Origin of the sequence: Lacrimispora sp. 38-1, from assembly GCF_049890855.1 — a bacterium.
Classification (GTDB): domain Bacteria; phylum Bacillota; class Clostridia; order Lachnospirales; family Lachnospiraceae; genus Lacrimispora.
The window spans coordinates 26,275-43,766 of record NZ_JBANEW010000078.1 but is presented as its reverse complement, the minus strand read 5'-3'; the positions used below and the strand labels follow the sequence as shown (position 1 = coordinate 43,766).

Genomic DNA, 17,492 nt, shown 5'->3' with positions numbered 1-17,492 from the left:
TTTTAGTTTTATTCTTTGCAGTAAACAGTGGGAAGTGCGGCATATACGGCTGCACAGGTGACAAGATCCTGCTTCCAGGTCTTTTCATTGGGCGCATGGGCCTGGGCTTCTGCTCCCGGTCCAAAACCGATGCATGGAATCTGGTTGCGTCCCATAATGGAGACGCCGTTGGTGGAAAAGGTCCATTTGTCGGTGAGAGGACGGGCAGTCCGCATGGAGACAGTCTCTTTTGCACCGATTCTGGTATCCCCGTATAAGGACTTATAAGCTTCTTCCAATGATCTGGTTACTTTATGATCCTCAGGAATGACCCAGGTTGGGAAGTAACATTCGATGGGATAGGTAAGGCCTTTATAGGAAGGACGGGAATACTCATACATGGAAACGGTAACATCGTTTCCGTATTTCTTAACATTTGGCAGGCTGCGGATCTCATCCAGACAGCTTTCCCAGGTTTCCCCTGCTGTCATACGGCGGTCTAAGGAAACAGAACAGGAGTCTGCTACTGCACAGCGGCTTGGTGAAGTGAAGAAAATCTCTGAAACAGTAATGGTGCCTTTTCCTAAAAAGTTTGCTTCCTTCCACTGTGGATTCTGTGATTCATCAAGCATCTTAACAAGTCCCTTGATCTCCTTGTCATCAGCGGCATCATTCTCGTTAAGAGAACGGACATCCTGAAGAATATCAGCCATCTTATAGATTGCATTGTCTCCACGCTCCGGTGCGGAGCCGTGGCAGGAGATACCCTTTACATCCACACGGATTTCCATACGGCCTCTCTGGCCGCGGTAGATACCTCCGTCAGTGGGCTCTGTGGAAACTACAAATTCCGGGCGGATCTTATCTTCATTGATAATGTACTGCCAGCAAAGTCCGTCGCAGTCTTCTTCCTGAACGGTACCGGTAACCAGAACGGTATATTTATCATTTAAAAGACCTAAATCCTTCATGATTCTGGCTCCGTAAACAGCAGATACCAGTCCGCCGCACTGGTCGGAAACGCCTCTTCCGCCAATCTCCGTATCAGTTTCGTAGCCTTCGTAGGGGTCGAAGTTCCAGTTGGATTTGTTGCCAATTCCTACCGTATCAATGTGGGCATCGAAGCCGATCAGTGTTTTTCCGGTTCCCATAAATCCAAGCACATTGCCCATGGGATCGATCTCCACCTTGTCAAACTCAAGCTTTTGCATCTCCTGTGCAATCCGGTCGATATGAGCTTTTTCATCGCAGCTTTCTCCTGGAAACTGAACGATGTCACGCAGAAATTTTGTCATATCTGCTTCGTAGCTTTTTGCTGCTTCTTTGATTTTTTCGTAATCCATGTTTTTAACCTCCGGTTTTTATGAAATGGTTAACGTTCTTTTCCTTCCCAGACAATGGCTTTGTAACGGTCCGGGTCAGTATCTCCCTCTGTTGAAAAAAGCAGAACTTTAGAATCTTTATTAAGTCCCAGGTGATCTCTTAAAGCCTGACAGGAGTCATCTTTCATTATAGAAGCCAGAACTCCAAACGGTGCAGCTCCTGATTCTCCCGATGTAACAGGAGTATCTCCCTTTATTGGCGCAGCCAGCATTCTCATGCCTGCGGCGGCAGCCCAGTCAGGTGCAGAGATAAAGGTATCCGTATGATTCTTTAAAATATCCCAGGAAATGGTATTGGGTTCTCCACAGGCAAGACCGGCCATAATGGTCTGCATGTCGCCGTCCACGATCCGGATATTACCGTCTCCGGCTTTCGCTCCTTCATAAAGACAGGCTGCCACATCCGCTTCAACCACAACACAGACAGGAGGATTCCCCGGATAACGGTTATTAAAGTATCCCACCACTGCTCCGGCAAGAGATCCCACACCTGCCTGAACAAAGACATGGGTAGGTCTTTCACAGCCGTATTCCTTAAGCTGTTCATCTGTTTCCATGACCATGGTGCCGTAGCCCTGCATGATCCAGGCAGGGATTTCCTCGTAGCCGTCCCAGGCAGTATCCTGGACCACCACGCCGTTTTTCACCTTTGAAGCAGCATCTGCAGCCATGCGGACGCATTCGTCGTAGTTGAATTCCTCGATGGTTACCTCTGCTCCTTCCGCTTTGATGTTGTTAAAGCGGTTCATTGTAGTCCCTTTTGGCATAAAGACAACTGCCTTCTGACCAAGCTGGCGGGCAGCCCAGGCAACGCCTCTTCCGTGGTTGCCGTCAGTTGCGGTGAAAAAGGTGGCCTGACCGAATTCTTTCTTTAAAGCTTCTGAGGTCAGCACCTGATAGGGGAGATCAGAAACTTCCTTTTTTGTCTGCTTTGCCACATATCTGGCCATGGCGTAAGATCCGCCTAAAACCTTAAAGGCATTTAAGCCGAACCGGTAAGATTCATCTTTTATGTAAATCTCACCTAATCCCAGATGGTCTGCCATATGGGGAAGCTTTGTCAGAGGAGTTTCTTTGTACTGGGGAAAGCTTTCGTGAAAGCTTCTCGCCTTTTGTACCTCCTCCTGTGACATAACAGGCAGATGACTGTCATCGGTCTTTGGCATGGTGTTTACAGCCCATTCGATTGGTTTCATGTCTGCACATTCTCCTTTATAATAAATTAAAATTAACGGGTATCATTGGACGGATACTTAAGCCTTTTCTTTGTTTGCATCCATGTAGCTGTATAAAGTAAACTTTGAGATACCAAAATAACTGGAGACCTTGTCGCCTGATTTGGTAATGAGAAATGCACCCGCGTCATTTAGATACTGGATTGCCAGGATCTTGTCATCCTTGCTCATTAAGGCGACGGGCTTTCCAACCAAAGCCACGGACTGCTCGATTAAGGTATCTAACAGGTCATTGACGTTATGAGTGATTTTTTTAGGCTCTTTGTTGTGATCACCGGCAGCTTCACCGGTGGAGATTAATGATTTCACCGCATTTTCAATTGTAAGCAGTCCGGTAATGTCATAATTTAAGGCGAGGATGTAGTCTACCGTATGATCATTTCCCCTGATGTACATGGTGCTGGATTTTAAAATTCTGCCATCCTCGGTTCGTGTCAGATAGGAGAGACGGTCTTTTAAGAGATCAGGATCCTTTTTTAAAGTCTCCAGAACAATTTCAGAGGGTCCGTCTCCGATCTTACGGTTGCTGACCTGGCCGTTTTCTATAAAAACGATGGAGCTTTCCATGTTTTCCCTGCGCAGATCGTGAATCACCACTTCGCATTGACTGCCGAAGTGAGCCGCGACTCCCTGTGCGATCTGTGTCAGTAACTGAAGCTTTGAATCCATTCTTTTCTCCTCCTTACAGGATCATTGATAAACTCATCATAGCATAAAAAAATTTAAATACAAGTGGTTTTCTAAAAAATTTTTAGGTTTGCTAATTATTTTTGTAATTCATGCTTGCAATTCTGAAAATGAAATGATACACTGTTTTTATCAGAGAACCATGGTATAATGTGCATAAAAAATATAAGGTAAATCAGATAAAAAGTAAGCAAATTGTGAAAATGAAGTGCTGGACCATGAAAATACTTCTGTCAGGTTTGTATACATAAGAAAATAAGCAATTTGCTTTCGTATATTAGAAAATTGAAAAGGAGATGGAATCATGCTGATAATCGGTAATGGAAGAATGATCACAAGAGATCTTAAGAATCCGTTTCTGGAAGACGGTGCAGTGGCTGTGGAGGATGGGGTTATAAAACGTGTTCTCACCACTGGTGAGATGAGAAAGGCATATCCCCAGGCGGAATACATCGATGCCAGGGGAGGAGTAATCATGCCTGCCTTTATCAATACCCATGAGCATATTTACAGCTCCTTTGCCAGAGGGTTAGCCATTGACGGATACGATCCCCACGGCTTTTTGGAGATTCTTGACGGACTTTGGTGGACCATAGACAGGAATTTAACTTTAGATGATGTTTATTTAAGCGCGATGGCCACATATGTGGATTCCATTAAAAACGGGGTGACAACCGTTTTTGACCATCATGCCAGCTTTGGGCAAATCAGGGACTCCTTATTTAAAATTGAGGATGCAGCGGTTAAAACCGGAGTAAGAACCTGCTTATGCTACGAGGTATCCGACCGGGCAGGAGAGGAAAAAGCAAAGGAAGGAGTTCTTGAGAATGAGGCGTTTATCCGCCATGCTCTTTCTGATGAACGTGACATGATTGCAGGTATGATGGGAATGCATGCCCAGTTTACCATATCCGATCAGACCATGGAATTTGCGGCAGCCCATAAGCCTGACGGGACAGGCTGTCATATTCATGTGGCAGAAGGCATTGAAGATCTCCACGACTGCCTTCATAAGTACGGCAAGCGGATTGTTGACCGCCTTATGGACTTTCAGATTCTTGGGGAAAAGACGCTTTTGGGACACTGCATTTACATTAATCCCCATGAGATGGACTTAATACTTGATACAGACACCATGGTGGTCCACAATCCGGAATCCAATATGGGGAATGCCTGCGGATGCCCTCCCACTATGGAGCTGGTGAAGCGTGGGATTTTAACCGGTCTTGGAACAGACGGCTATACCCATGATATGCTGGAGTCTTATAAGACAGCCAACGTTCTCCATAAACACCATTTATGCGATCCCAATGCGGCATGGGGCGAGGTTCCGAAGATGCTCTTTGAAGGAAATGCAAAGATTGCAGGAAGATATTTTAAGAAACCGCTTGGAGTATTAAAAGAGGGTGCCGCTGCCGATGTCATTGTAACGGATTATATCCCGTTAACACCCATGAATGCAGAGAACGCAAACAGTCATATTCTGTTTGGTATGACCGGGCGCAGTGTGGTTACAACCGTCTGTAACGGCAAGGTACTTATGAAAGACAGAATCCTTACGGGAATTGACGAAGAGAAGCTTATGGCAGACTGCAGGGAAGCGGCGGGAGCGCTTGCTGCACGGATCAACGGACGTTAAAAACAGTCTGAGAATATTCATACAGGGCTTAAAGATCACTGAGATTAAGCCCGGATGCAGGAGGATATCAATGGGAGACAAAATGACACCTATGCCGTTTTCACAATTAATGGACTGGGTAACAGGAGAACAGAAAAAACAGGACTCCGTTTTCGGAGTATACCGTCCTTACCGGGCGGATGGGTCATATAACAGGGAACTCTTTGGCAGAACTCTTGAAACGCCAATCGGACCGGCGGCTGGTCCCCATACCCAGCTGGCCCAGAACATTGCAGCTGCTTACTATGCAGGAAGCCGTTTCTTTGAACTGAAGACCGTCCAGATTTTAGACGGAGATGATCTTCCCGTAGAAAAGCCCTGCATCAGGGCAGAGGATGAGTGCTACAATTGTGAGTGGTCCACGGAGCTTTATGTTCCCCAGGCTCAGGAGGAATATATCAAAGCGTGGTTTTTACTGTCCTTTATGGCAAAAGAATACGGACTGGGCCGGATGGATGGCTTTCAGTTTAATATGAGCGTGGGGTATGACCTGGAGGGAATTAAATCCCCCAAAGTCAATTCCTTTATTGACTCCATGATGGAAGCGAAAGATACGGAAACGTTCCATTCCTGCAGGCAGTATCTTCTGGATCATTCAGAGCAGTTTCAAAATATGACAAAAGAGGATATTGAGTCCATTTCTTCCCGGATCTGCAACAGCGTGACTCTTTCTACTTTACATGGCTGTCCGCCTCAGGAGATTGAGCGGATTGCAGTCTATTTAATAGAAGAGAAGGGACTGAATACCTTTATTAAATGTAACCCCACACTGCTGGGATATGAATTTGCCAGAAATACCCTGGACCAGATGGGTTATGACTATATTTCCTTCGGTGAGTTCCATTTTCTTGACGATCTTCAGTATGAGGATGCAGTCCCCATGCTAAAGAGGCTTATGGCACTGGCGAAGGAGCGCAGGCTTGAGTTTGGCGTAAAGCTTACCAATACCTTCCCGGTTGATGTAAAGAATAACGAGCTTCCAAGCCAGGAGATGTATATGTCGGGAAGGTCACTTTTCCCTCTGTCCATGGCTCTGGCAGCCAGACTTTCCAAAGAATTTGAAGGCGCGCTTCGGATTTCATTCTCCGGCGGAGCTGATTATCATAACATCAGGGACATTATAGATGCAGGAATCTGGCCGGTTACAGTTGCCACTACCCTTTTAAAACCGGGCGGTTACCAGAGACTCCTTCAGATGGCGGAAAAGACTAAAGAAAAGGGAGTCTCATTTCAGGGTGTGGATCGTAAAAAAACTTCAAAACTGGCCAAAGATTCCGTTTCAGATTCTCATTATAAAAAAGCCTTAAAGCTTTTGCCAGACAGGAAGATGAAAAAAACAGTGCCATTGCTTGACTGCTATACGGCACCCTGTCAGGAGGCCTGTCCGATTCATCAGGATATAACCACCTATTTAAAACTGTCAGGTCAGGGAAACTATGAAGAGGCCATGGAGGTGATTGCGGAGAAAAATCCACTTCCTTTCATAACCGGCTCCATTTGTGCTCATAACTGTATGAATATGTGTACCAGGAATCATTACGAATCCCCGGTTAATATACGGGGAGCCAAGCTGCTTTGTGCAGTAAATGGATATGACAATTACCGGAAAACCATAAAAAAAGGGAAACTGACAGGCAAAAAAACTGCAATTATCGGAGGCGGTCCGGCCGGCCTTTCTGCTGCCTATTTTCTGACAAAGAACGGCATGCCTGCTACAATCTTTGAAAAGAGCGGAAGGCTTGGAGGCGTAGTACGAAACGTCATTCCTGATTTTAGAATTTCAGGGGACGTGATTGATCATGATATCGATTTATGTCTCTCTTATGGGGCAGAAGTAAAGCTGAATGCGGAAATAACAGATTTGGCTGCATTAAAAGAAGAGGGCTTTGATTTTATCATTCTGGCTGCAGGTGCAAGCGAGCCCGGAGTTTTGAATCTGAAAACAGGCGAAGCCATGAATGCCCTGCATTTTCTGAATCAGTACAGGGAAACGGATAAAAACGTGGAGATTGGAAAGGCAGTTGCTGTAATCGGCGGAGGAAATACAGCCATGGATACGGCAAGAGCAGCTGTCAGAACCCATGGTGTGAAAGATGTTTCTCTCATTTACCGGAGAACGAAACGTTACATGCCTGCAGATGAGGAAGAACTGCTGCTGGCCATGCAGGATGGGGTAAAATTTATGGAACTTTTAGCTCCCACAGAGTGGAGTAACGGCCAGCTCATCTGCAGTGTGATGAAGCTTTCTGCAGCAGATGAAAGCGGAAGAAGGGCTGTTACAGAGACGAAAGAGACCGTTTCCATACCTGCAGATACGGTCATAGCAGCAGTTGGTGAGGGAGTACCAAAAGAGTTTTATTTAAAGAACGGAATTGAATTAACAGACAGGGGAAGAGTGCTTGTGAATGAGGAGACTCTGGAAACGAGTGTACCAGGAATTTATGCAGTGGGAGATGGTCTTTTTGGTCCAGGAACAGTGGTGGAAGCCATAAGAGATGCAAGGATGGCAGCTGAATCCATTCTGGGGAAAAAGGCTGCAAGGGATTTTGACGGCACATCATCTGATGATACCAAGCTTTACGGCAGAAGGGGAATATTAAAAGAGACTCTGAATGGTCAGGAAGAAAGCACCAGATGCCTTGGATGTAAAAGTATCTGTGAAAACTGCGCAGAGGTTTGTCCAAACCGCGCCAATCTGGCACTCCTGATTCCGGGATTAACAAAGCATCAGATACTCCATGTGGATTATTTATGTAATGAATGCGGAAACTGCCGAAGCTTTTGTCCATATGACAGCGCTCCGTATTTAGATAAATTCACTCTGTTTGCAAATGAAGCTGATTTAAATAACAGTAAAAATCAGGGCTTCACTGTAACCGACAGAAAAACCGGTACATTCCTGATCCGGTATCTGGGAAAGCTCTATACGGGGAAAGCAGGGGAGCAGGTTGGTGCAGTTCCGGAGGGACTTTTAAAGATTGTGGAAACCGTCATAAAAGACTACGATTATCTTTTAGGATAAGAAAGTGGGTGAAGCAATGGTTCGTTTCCTGGTTAACGGTAAGACCGTAACGGTACCGGAAGAAAGAAAGCTGATAGATGTTTTAAGAACCGATCTGGGGCTTAAGTCTGTGAAAGACGGATGCAGTGAGGGTGCCTGCGGGACCTGTACGGTCTTAATAGACGGAAAGGCTGTAAAAGCCTGTGTTCAGAAGGCCGCCAGGATGGAGGGAAAATCTGTCATGACGGTGGAGGGACTGTCTGACAGAGAAAAAGAAGTGTTTGTCTATGCCTTTGGGCAGGCAGGAGCTGTTCAGTGCGGTTTCTGCATTCCCGGTATGGTAATCTGTGCGAAGGCTTTAATTGATGAAAATCCTGATCCGACCAGGGAAGAGGCTGCTTTTGCAGTGAGGGGGAATATCTGCCGCTGTACCGGATATAAGAAGATTATTGATGCCATTCTTCTTGCAGCCAGGCTGCTGCGTGAAGATGCCAGGGATTTAAAGGCTCCTGAAGTAAAGTCTGTGGGACAGCGGGTTCACCGCCTGGATGTGCCGGAAAAAGTCCTGGGTTACGGTGAATACGTGGATGATATGGAAGTGGAAGGCCTGATCTACGGCGGCGCAGTACGGAGCCGGTATCCCAGGGCCAGAATTCTCTCCATAGACAGTTCCAGGGCAAAAGCGCTGCCCGGAGTCCGTGCAGTTTTAACAGCTAAGGATATTCCGGGAAGGAATAAAGTGGGACATTTAAAAAAAGATTGGGATACCATGATTCCGGAAGGAGAAATCACCAGATATGTGGGAGATGCAGTCTGTCTTGTAGCGGCCGATACTCCGGAGATACTGGAAGAAGCCAAGGGGTTAATCAAGATTGACTACGAAGAGCTTCCAGGAGTTTTCTCGCCGCAGGAAGCTTTAAAGCCGGATGCACCTCTGGTTCATGATACCGGTAATATTTTAGCCCATGAACATCTGGTAAGAGGAGATGCAAAAAAAGCAATAGAGAGTTCCGCTTATTCTGTAACCATGCATTATGACACCCCATTTACCGAACATGCCTTTCTGGAGCCGGAGTGTGCCATAGCCATAGTGGACCGGGAAAAGGAAGAAGCTGTTATCTATTCTTCTGATCAGGGAACTTACGATACGCAAAAGGAATGTGCCGGAATGCTTGGCTGGGAGCTTTCAAAGGTTCATGTGATCAATAAGCTGGTAGGGGGCGGATTCGGCGGAAAAGAGGATATGTCCGTTCAGCATCACGCGGCTCTTTTGTCCTACTACACAGGCAGACCGGTTAAGGTAAAGCTGACCAGGAAAGAAAGCATGATGGTTCATCCAAAGCGTCATCCTGCATCCATGGAATTTACCACGGCCTGTGATGAGAACGGTTACCTCACCGGCATGACCGCAACTGTCATAACGGATACCGGAGCCTACGCCTCCCTGGGAGGACCTGTGCTCCAGCGGCTTTGCACCCATGCAGCAGGTCCCTATAATTATCAGAACATCGACATCGAGGGAACAGCTGTTTATACCAATAATCCGCCTGCAGGAGCATTTCGCGGATTCGGAGTTACACAAAGCTGTTTTGCCATAGAATGCAACTTAAACCTGCTTGCAGAGAAGGCAGGGATCAGTCCCTGGGAAATCCGCTACCGCAATGCCATAAGGCCGGGACAGGAACTTCCAAACGGCCAGATCGCTGCAGAAGGAACAGCGCTTGTGGAAACCCTTCTTGCAGTAAAGGATATTTATGAAAGCAGCCCTTATGCAGGAATTGCCTGTGCCATGAAAAATGCCGGTGTAGGTGTGGGACTTCCTGACTGGGGCAGGTGCAGGCTTACCATCGAAGATGGGAAGGTCCATATCAGATCAGGTGCATCCTGCATCGGTCAGGGACTTGGAACCGTTCTGGAGCAGATCGTCTGTGAGACACTTGGCATAACAGGAGATCAGGTAATCTATGTGGCTGCAGAGACCAATCTGGCTCCTGATTCCGGAACCACCTCCGGCTCCCGGCAGACTCTGGTAACCGGAGAGGCTGCGATACGGGCATGCGGTCTGATCCTTAATGACTTAAAGGACGGGAAAGACCTGTCTTCTTTAAATGGAAAAGAATACTTTGGAGAGTATCTGGCTGCTACAGATCCCATGGGAAGCGAAAAGAAGAATCCGGTCTCCCATGTGGCCTACGGCTTTGCAACCCAGGTGGTCTGTTTAAAGGAAGACGGCACCGTGGAAAAGGTGATAGCTGCCCATGATGTGGGAAAAGCTATCAATCCCCTGTCTGTAGAAGGACAGATTGAAGGCGGTGTGATCATGTCGCTGGGATATGCCCTGACGGAGGAATTTCCTTTGGATCATGGTGTCCCCCTTGCAAAATTCGGGACACTGGGGCTGTTTCGTGCGGACAGGACGCCGGATGTTAAGAGCATTATCGTAGAACGCAATCACGATCCTCTGGCCTACGGGGCAATCGGAATCGGAGAAATCACCTCCATTCCTACGGCACCGGCTGTGCAGGGTGCTTATTATAAGTATGACGGAGTATTTCGTACCTCCCTGCCTTTGGAAGAGACGGCATATCGGAAAAAGAAAAAATAACCGGGGAAAGGGCGCAGGAGAAAATCGTTTTCTCTGCGCCTTTTTGGGATTGACAAGAAACCGGGAAAAAGGGAAAATAGATGATATAGACCGGTATGCAGACAGCAAACCGGATCATAAGAAAGGAAGTGGATTTGCTGTGAAGACGTTGTTGAAAGGCGGAACAGTAATTTCGGGAAGCAGGACTGTTGCGGCAGATGTCCTCATGGAGGATGGAACGATTCTGGCTGTAGAACAGGAAATTAAAGATGGGGCGGCAGATGTAATCGATGTATCCGGCAGACTTCTGTTTCCTGGATTTATTGATGCCCATACACATTTTGATCTTCATGTGGCAGGCACCGTAACTGCAGATGATTTTGAGTCCGGAACCAGAGCGGCTTTAGCCGGAGGAACTACCATGATCATCGATTTTGCCACCCAGTACCAGGGGGAAAGTCTCCATCAGGCACTGGATCAATGGCATAAAAAGGCGGATGGCAAGGCATCCTGTGATTATGGGTTTCATCTGGCAATATCGGACTGGAACCATTCAGTAAGCGAAGAACTTGACACCATCATTTCTGAGGGGGTGACTTCCTTTAAGCTGTATATGACTTATGATGAGATGTATATGGCGGATAAAAAGATATACCAGATTTTAAAGCGTTTAAAAGAGGCCGGAGGAATTGCCGGTGTACACTGTGAAAACAAGGGAATCATAGAGGCACTGGTCGAGGAAGAAAAAGCAAAAGGTAATTTTTCCGTTAATGCCCATAAAAAGACAAGACCTGCGGCGGTAGAGGCGGAAGCAGCAGGCCGTCTTCTAAAGATCGCCCAGGTGGCGGACTGTCCGGTTATCATCGTACATTTAAGCTCAGAAGCCGGTTATAAAGAGATATTATATGCAAGAGAAAGAGGACAGAAGGTTTATGTGGAAACCTGCCCCCAGTATCTGATTTTTAATGAAGAAGTTTATGACCTCCCCGGCTTTGAGGGAAGTAAGTATGTGATTTCACCAACGATTAAGAAGGAATCAGACAGACAGCGGCTGTGGGAGCTTTTAAAGGCGGATCAGATTCAGACGGTTTCCACCGACCACTGCAGCTTCACTACTGCCCAGAAGGCAGCAGGCAGGGATGACTTTACAAAGATACCAAACGGTATGCCCGGAGTGGAGGCGCGTCCTGCCTTAATGTACAGCTTTGGAGTAAAAAAGAATGGCCTTACTGTGGAACAGATGTGCCGTCTGCTTTCCGAAAATCCAGCAAAGCTTTACGGTGTTTATCCAAAGAAAGGGGTTATAGCTCCTGGAAGTGACGCAGATATTGTGGTATTAAATCCTGATGCCAGATGGACGATGTCTGTTGAAAATCAGGCTGCCCATGTGGATTATTGTCCTTTTGAAGGAATTCCTGTTGAGGGAAAAGCCGAGCTTGTATTTTTAAAAGGCAGACTGGCTGCTAAAAACGGCGAAGTACTATTGGAAAAAACAGGTTCTTATGTGCCAAGAAAAAGACCGATGGAGTTACCCTGATGAAATTAAAAAACGCGTATGCTTTTGAAGTATCAGAAGGAAAAATACAGCCGGAGAAAAAGGATTCTTTGTGGGAGGCGCTCCGCCTTCCCCTGGTAGAACCGATGATTGTTGCTTTTACCGGCGGAGGCGGTAAGACAACCGCCATGTTTTGCCTTGCCGATGAACTGGCGGGTCAGGGAAAGCGGGTAATTGTAACGACCAGCACACATATCTTCTACCCTGTTGACAGGATTGTTGCAGAAGCGGCTGACTGGAAAACAGTCAGTGATTTTATTTCCGGTCATAAGGAATATTCTTCTTTGGCAGGCTGGGTACTGGTGACCGGCCTGCCTGCCGGAGAGGAAAAACTGAAAGGAATGGAACTGTCTGAACTGGAAAAACTGTTAAGCCTCTGTGATGTGCTTCTTGTTGAGGCGGATGGGGCAAAACGTCTTCCCATTAAGATACCGGCGATGAGGGAACCGGTTATACCAAAAGGTACTTATGCAGTGATCGGGTGTATGGGGCTTGACTGCATTGGAGAGCCATGGGAAAAGAAATGTTTCCGCCATGAACTGGCGCCCCAGATATTTGGCAGTCAGACGATGAAAGACCGGATTACTCCTGGTGATGCAGTCAGAATCCTGACCAGCACCAATGGAACCAGAAAGGGAGCGGAGTCCATGGAGTATCGGATTCTTATGAACAAAGCAGATGATGAACTGCAGCTGTCCAGTGCCCGGGAAGTGGCAGAGGACATGGGAGAACAATGGGCGGAGTATTGTGCAGCAGCCTGTTTTAAGGAATCCGGGCAGGATACAAAATTCTAAGGATAATCACACATTTACAGAAACAGGAAAGGGGTTAACAAGATGAAAGAAATCAGAACGGAAGACGGAGTGGGGCAGGTTCTTTGCCATGATATGACCCAGATCATACCTGGAGTGTCAAAGGAGGCGAGATTCCGTAAAGGACATGTGGTGACAGAGGAAGACATTCCTGTTCTGCTGTCCATGGGGAAAGCGCATCTGTATGTATGGGAAAAGGACGAGACGATGTATCATGAAAATGAGGCGGCTGAAATACTGTGTGAATTATGCATCAACGACCATATGGACAGAGGCGATGCAAAAGAGGGAAAAATAGAATTAAAATCCACCATACGCGGACTTCTGAAAATAGATACCGGTCTGCTTGATTCCGTAAACAGTGCAGGAGATATGATGATTGCTTCCAGACATCCCAATACACCTGTGGAGCCAGGGGACAAGCTGTGCGGAACCCGGGTTATTCCACTGGTGATCAGGAAAGATAAAATGGAAGCGGTGAAAAACATGTGCGGCGGAAAAAAGATATTTTCCATTCTGCCATATAAAAATAAGAAAGTCGGTATTGTAACAACCGGAAGTGAAGTGTACTGCGGAAAGGTCAAGGACGCGTTTGGCCCCGTTTTAAGAGCCAAGGCAGAAGAGTTTGGAGGAGAAATTCTGGGGCAGACCGTAACTGATGATAATCCGGAGCATACGACTGAGGCGATTCTTAATTTTATCAGTCAGGGAGCAGATATGGTTCTGGTAAGCGGAGGCATGAGCGTGGATCCTGATGATAAAACGCCTCTTGCAATCCGCAGTACAGGTGCCAAAGTGGTATCTTATGGCGCGCCGGTTCTGCCAGGAGCCATGTTCCTTCTTTCCTATTACAGGAAAGATGGGAAGAATATACCGGTAGCAGGACTTCCTGGTTGTGTGATGTATGCAAAAAGAACGGTGTTTGATTTAGTCCTGCCAAGACTGATGGCAGACGATCCGGTGACAAAAGAAGAACTGGATAAGCTTGGAAAAGGAGGACTCTGCCTCTCCTGCGATGAATGTCATTATCCAAACTGCGGATTTGGAAAGGGCTGGTAGGATGAAGATATTGATCAAAGGCGCAGGTGACCTGGCTTCCGGAATCGCCTGCCGCCTGCAGCGCTGCGGGTTTTCCATTGTTATGACGGAAGTTCCGGTACCAACTACAGTGAGGCGCACTGTGGCATTTTCCAGAGCTGTTTATGAAGGCAGGGCCAAAGTGGAGGATGTTACCGGAGTATTATGCCGCAGTATGGAAGAGATAGAGGAGACCCTGTCAAGGGACCATGTGGCAGTGGTGGTTGATGAGGAATGCCGCATCCGGAAGGAGTTGAAGCCGGATGCGGTTGTAGATGCCATTATAGCGAAGCGGAATCTGGGAACAAAGATTACAGATGCAGATATCGTTATAGGAGTGGGGCCTGGTTTTACGGCAGGCGTGGACTGCCATGGAGTGGTGGAGACCAAACGCGGTCACGACCTGGGCCGGTGCATCTGGAAGGGAAGTGCAGTACCCAACACAGGAGTCCCTGGAATCATCGGCGGTTATGATAAAGAACGGATTATCCGTTCTGTGGGTAAAGGCGTGTTTCACCCTGCTGTCACCATTGGAGCTGTGGTAAATCTGGGAGATGTGGTTGGATATGTGGATGACGTTCCTGTATTTGCTGAAGTAGGCGGCGTGGTAAGAGGGCTGCTTCAGGATGGCGTGACTGTCTTCACCGGGATGAAATCAGGAGATATTGATCCCAGAGGAGTAATCGGGCACTGTTATACCATTTCAGATAAAGCCTCTGCCATTGGAGGTGGAGTATTGGAGGCTGTATTAAGCCTTAGAAAGAAGCTTCTTACTGAAAAAGAAAGGGTTTCAGAATGAATATGACACTGATTCTTCTGGCAGCGGGGGACAGCTTAAGATTTAACGGCAATAAGCTGCTTTATGAAATAAACGGAAAGCCCATGTACAGGCATATTATAGAAGCAATAGAACATCTTCCGGATGGATTATTTTCCAGAAAACTGATTGTCACCCAGTATGATGATATTATGGAACGTATGAAAGATTCCGGATATGAGATCATTGCAAACAGGGACAGCAGACTTGGAATCTCTCATTCCATCCATCTTGCACTAAAGGAACTGGAAACGGATGACACGGATTTCTTATTTGCAGTCTGTGACCAGCCCTATTTACAGTCTTCCACCATAGAGGCACTGGTGAGAGGCTTTTGGGAAAGCCGGAAAGGGCTTGCCTGTTTATGTTTCAGAGGGGAATTAGGCAATCCAGCCATATTCTCCAGCGGATACAGAAAAAAACTGATGGAGCTCACTGGAGACAGAGGCGGGAAAAAAATTATTGCGGCCCACATGTCTGATGTGTTTCTTTTAGAGGCAGAACATCCGCGGGAGTTAAAGGACATTGATGTCATGCCCCGGTAAAATTTAAATTTTTCATTTGGAAGACACGGCTTTTTAAGACCGTGTTTTTTATTGTCAGTTTTTTCCAGCTATAGAAAAATATCACTTATCGGTTTTCAGAAGAATGAAAATCGTGTATAATAAAATCATCAAAGGAGGGGCGGTATGTGGAAAAGGCTGAGGGAACATTTCCTTATGTTAAATAAGAGCAGAAAGGAATTGAAGCAGGAAGGAATTAAGATCTGCGTGAGTTATTTCCTGCTGGGTTTGTTCTGGATATTTTGTTCTGACAGATTGGTTCCAGCCATTGTCAGCAATTCCCGGGAATCCATGCTTTTAAGCATGATGAAGGGAATCCTGTTTGTATTCTGTACTTCCGTATTTTTATACTATGTGATATTAAGACTGTTAAACAAAGCCGGCTTCGCTGAAGAAGAGCTGTGCAGAAGTTATGAAGAACTGAAGATGCAGTATGAGAAGATCGGTCTTTATGATCAGAAGCTCATGGAGAGTGAAGAAAAATATCGGACAATCATCGCCCATATGCAGCTTGGAATGGCACTGTTTGAGGGAGAGAGTGAAACCGATATCAGGCACTATAAACTGATAGATGTAAATCCATGTTATGAGGAACTGGCCTGTGACCGGGAAGAATCTGTTCTGGGGAGATATTTCTGTGATATCCATGATACTCTGGAACCTGATATATGGGAGCTTCTTTTAAAGACTGCGAAAACCGGTGAGCCTGCCCGCTACGAGCGGTTCCAGCACAGGACAGGCATTTACTATGAGGTGATTGTATTTTGTCCCGGGAAATGCCAGCTGGCTTTGATTATCAATAACATAACAGAGCGCAGGCAGGCCCAAGAGAGGCTGAATTATTTAAGCTACCATGATCCTCTCACCGGTCTGTATAACCGGAGATATTTTGAAGAGCAGCTAAGGCTTTTAAACCAGGATTATCACTATCCGCTGGTGATCACCATGGCGGATATTAATGGTCTGAAGCTGATCAATGATTCCTTTGGCCACACAGCAGGTGATGAGTACATACGTAAAGCAGCAGTGGTTCTTATGAACAATACCCGCAGCCAGGATATCATATGCCGGCTGGGTGGAGATGAATTTGTTATTTTTTCACCGAATACAGATGAAAAAGAGATTAAAAAGATGATTTCATCCATGAGTGACATGGCAAAGGTTCAGTCTGTGAATAAAATCATGCTTTCAATCTCATTCGGATACAGCATAAAGAGCAGCAGCGACGATTCCATTACAGAGGTTTTAAAGAAAGCCGAAGATTTTATGTACAGGAAAAAACTGATGGAAAGTCCAAGTATGAGAGGGAAAACCATTTATACCATTATGGCAGCACTTCATGAAAAGAATTTCAGGGAGGAACAGCATTCCCTGCGTGTATCAGAACTGTGTGAAAAGATGGGAGTAGCCCTTGAACTTCAGGAGGATGACATTAAGGAATTAAAGACAGTCGGACTTCTTCACGATATCGGCAAGGTGGCGATTGAGGAAGGCATCCTTAATAAGAACGGAAAGCTTGACGTGGATGAATGGGGAGAAATTAAAAAGCATCCCGAAATCGGATACCGGATCTTAAGCACAGTGAATGAGCTGTCAGAAATGGCGGATTACGTGCTTGCCCACCATGAACGCTGGGATGGAAGCGGATATCCCAAAGGGCTGAAGGGGAAGGAGATTCCCATACAGTCCAGAATTATCGCCATAGCAGACGCCTATGATGCAATGATCAGTGAACGAAGTTACCGCCATGCGCTGTCAAAAGAGATTGCGGTCAGTGAGCTGCGCAAGGGAGCAGGAACCCAGTTTTGCAAGGAGTATGTATCGATATTTATCGATAAGGTAATTAATAATTCCGGGACGGGTGCCTGAATTGTTAAGATGAAAACAGAGATGACCGGTATGCCTCTTTTGGAGGTCATGCCGGTCATCTCTGTTTTCGTTTTTTATTAGAATTCTGTAAAATTTTGATTATAAATTGACAAAAAAATATCATTTCAATATAATAAATGTAACTTAGAAAAAAATAAATGTGTCAATTTTGGAACTCAACGTGTATAATTTTGGCACTTGGGTTGAAAGTTGTCGAAAATAGTTATATGCTGAGACCGTTAACAAACAAAAT

12 protein-coding genes are annotated in these 17,492 nt (G+C 46.2%); 9 read left to right on the top strand and 3 right to left on the bottom strand.

The window, feature by feature from the left end; translation table 11 throughout:
• Positions 1–8: 8 nt before the first annotated feature.
• Genes V7D18_RS22195 through V7D18_RS22185 form a run of 3 tightly spaced genes read right to left on the bottom strand, consistent with a single transcriptional unit; the run spans position 9 to position 3,265 of the window.
• Positions 9–1,322: a YgeY family selenium metabolism-linked hydrolase gene (locus tag V7D18_RS22195; protein WP_426157601.1), complete on the bottom strand. Its 1,314-nt coding sequence runs from the start codon at positions 1,320–1,322 to the stop codon at positions 9–11.
• Between the two features lie 29 nt (positions 1,323–1,351).
• Positions 1,352–2,557 carry a diaminopropionate ammonia-lyase gene (gene dpaL, locus V7D18_RS22190; RefSeq protein ID WP_426157599.1) on the bottom strand — a complete coding sequence of 402 codons (1,206 nt, stop codon included), beginning with the start codon at positions 2,555–2,557 and terminating at the stop codon, positions 1,352–1,354.
• A gap of 57 nt (positions 2,558–2,614) precedes the next feature.
• Positions 2,615–3,265, bottom strand: coding sequence for a helix-turn-helix transcriptional regulator (locus V7D18_RS22185; protein WP_426157597.1), 651 nt, complete (start codon positions 3,263–3,265; stop codon positions 2,615–2,617).
• Positions 3,266–3,587: 322 nt separating this feature from the next.
• On the opposite strand from V7D18_RS22185, the gene ssnA reads away from it, so the two are divergent.
• From ssnA to V7D18_RS22140, 9 genes are all read left to right on the top strand, one after another.
• Positions 3,588–4,922, top strand: coding sequence for a putative aminohydrolase SsnA (ssnA, locus tag V7D18_RS22180; RefSeq protein ID WP_426157596.1), 1,335 nt, complete (start codon positions 3,588–3,590; stop codon positions 4,920–4,922).
• A 70-nt stretch (positions 4,923–4,992) separates the two neighbouring features.
• The gene (gene ygfK, locus V7D18_RS22175) at positions 4,993–7,983 is read left to right on the top strand and encodes a putative selenate reductase subunit YgfK (RefSeq protein ID WP_426157594.1); all 2,991 of its coding nucleotides are present in this window, start codon (positions 4,993–4,995) and stop codon (positions 7,981–7,983) included.
• 16 nt (positions 7,984–7,999) lie between these two features.
• Complete coding sequence (xdh, locus tag V7D18_RS22170) at positions 8,000–10,567, top strand: selenium-dependent xanthine dehydrogenase (RefSeq protein ID WP_426157849.1); 2,568 nt, start codon at positions 8,000–8,002, stop codon at positions 10,565–10,567.
• Between the two features lie 139 nt (positions 10,568–10,706).
• A complete protein-coding gene (hydA, locus tag V7D18_RS22165) occupies positions 10,707–12,083 on the top strand; it encodes a dihydropyrimidinase (RefSeq protein WP_426157847.1) in 1,377 nt (458 codons plus the stop codon).
• Positions 12,083–12,895 (top strand): selenium cofactor biosynthesis protein YqeC, encoded by an 813-nt coding sequence (yqeC, locus tag V7D18_RS22160; RefSeq protein ID WP_426157592.1) that lies wholly within the window; start codon positions 12,083–12,085, stop codon positions 12,893–12,895. The genes hydA and yqeC overlap by 1 nt, the downstream gene beginning before the upstream one ends.
• A gap of 42 nt (positions 12,896–12,937) precedes the next feature.
• On the top strand, positions 12,938–13,972 hold the full coding sequence (locus tag V7D18_RS22155) for a molybdopterin-binding protein (RefSeq protein ID WP_426157590.1): 1,035 nt from the start codon (positions 12,938–12,940) through the stop codon (positions 13,970–13,972).
• A 1-nt stretch (position 13,973) separates the two neighbouring features.
• Positions 13,974–14,789: a selenium-dependent molybdenum cofactor biosynthesis protein YqeB gene (gene yqeB / locus V7D18_RS22150; protein WP_426157589.1), complete on the top strand. Its 816-nt coding sequence runs from the start codon at positions 13,974–13,976 to the stop codon at positions 14,787–14,789.
• Positions 14,786–15,352, top strand: coding sequence for a nucleotidyltransferase family protein (locus V7D18_RS22145; protein ID WP_426157587.1), 567 nt, complete (start codon positions 14,786–14,788; stop codon positions 15,350–15,352). Before yqeB ends, V7D18_RS22145 begins: the two co-directional genes overlap by 4 nt.
• 144 nt (positions 15,353–15,496) lie before the next feature.
• Positions 15,497–17,239: an HD domain-containing phosphohydrolase gene (locus V7D18_RS22140; protein ID WP_426157585.1), complete on the top strand. Its 1,743-nt coding sequence runs from the start codon at positions 15,497–15,499 to the stop codon at positions 17,237–17,239.
• The last annotated feature ends 253 nt before the right edge of the window (positions 17,240–17,492 follow it).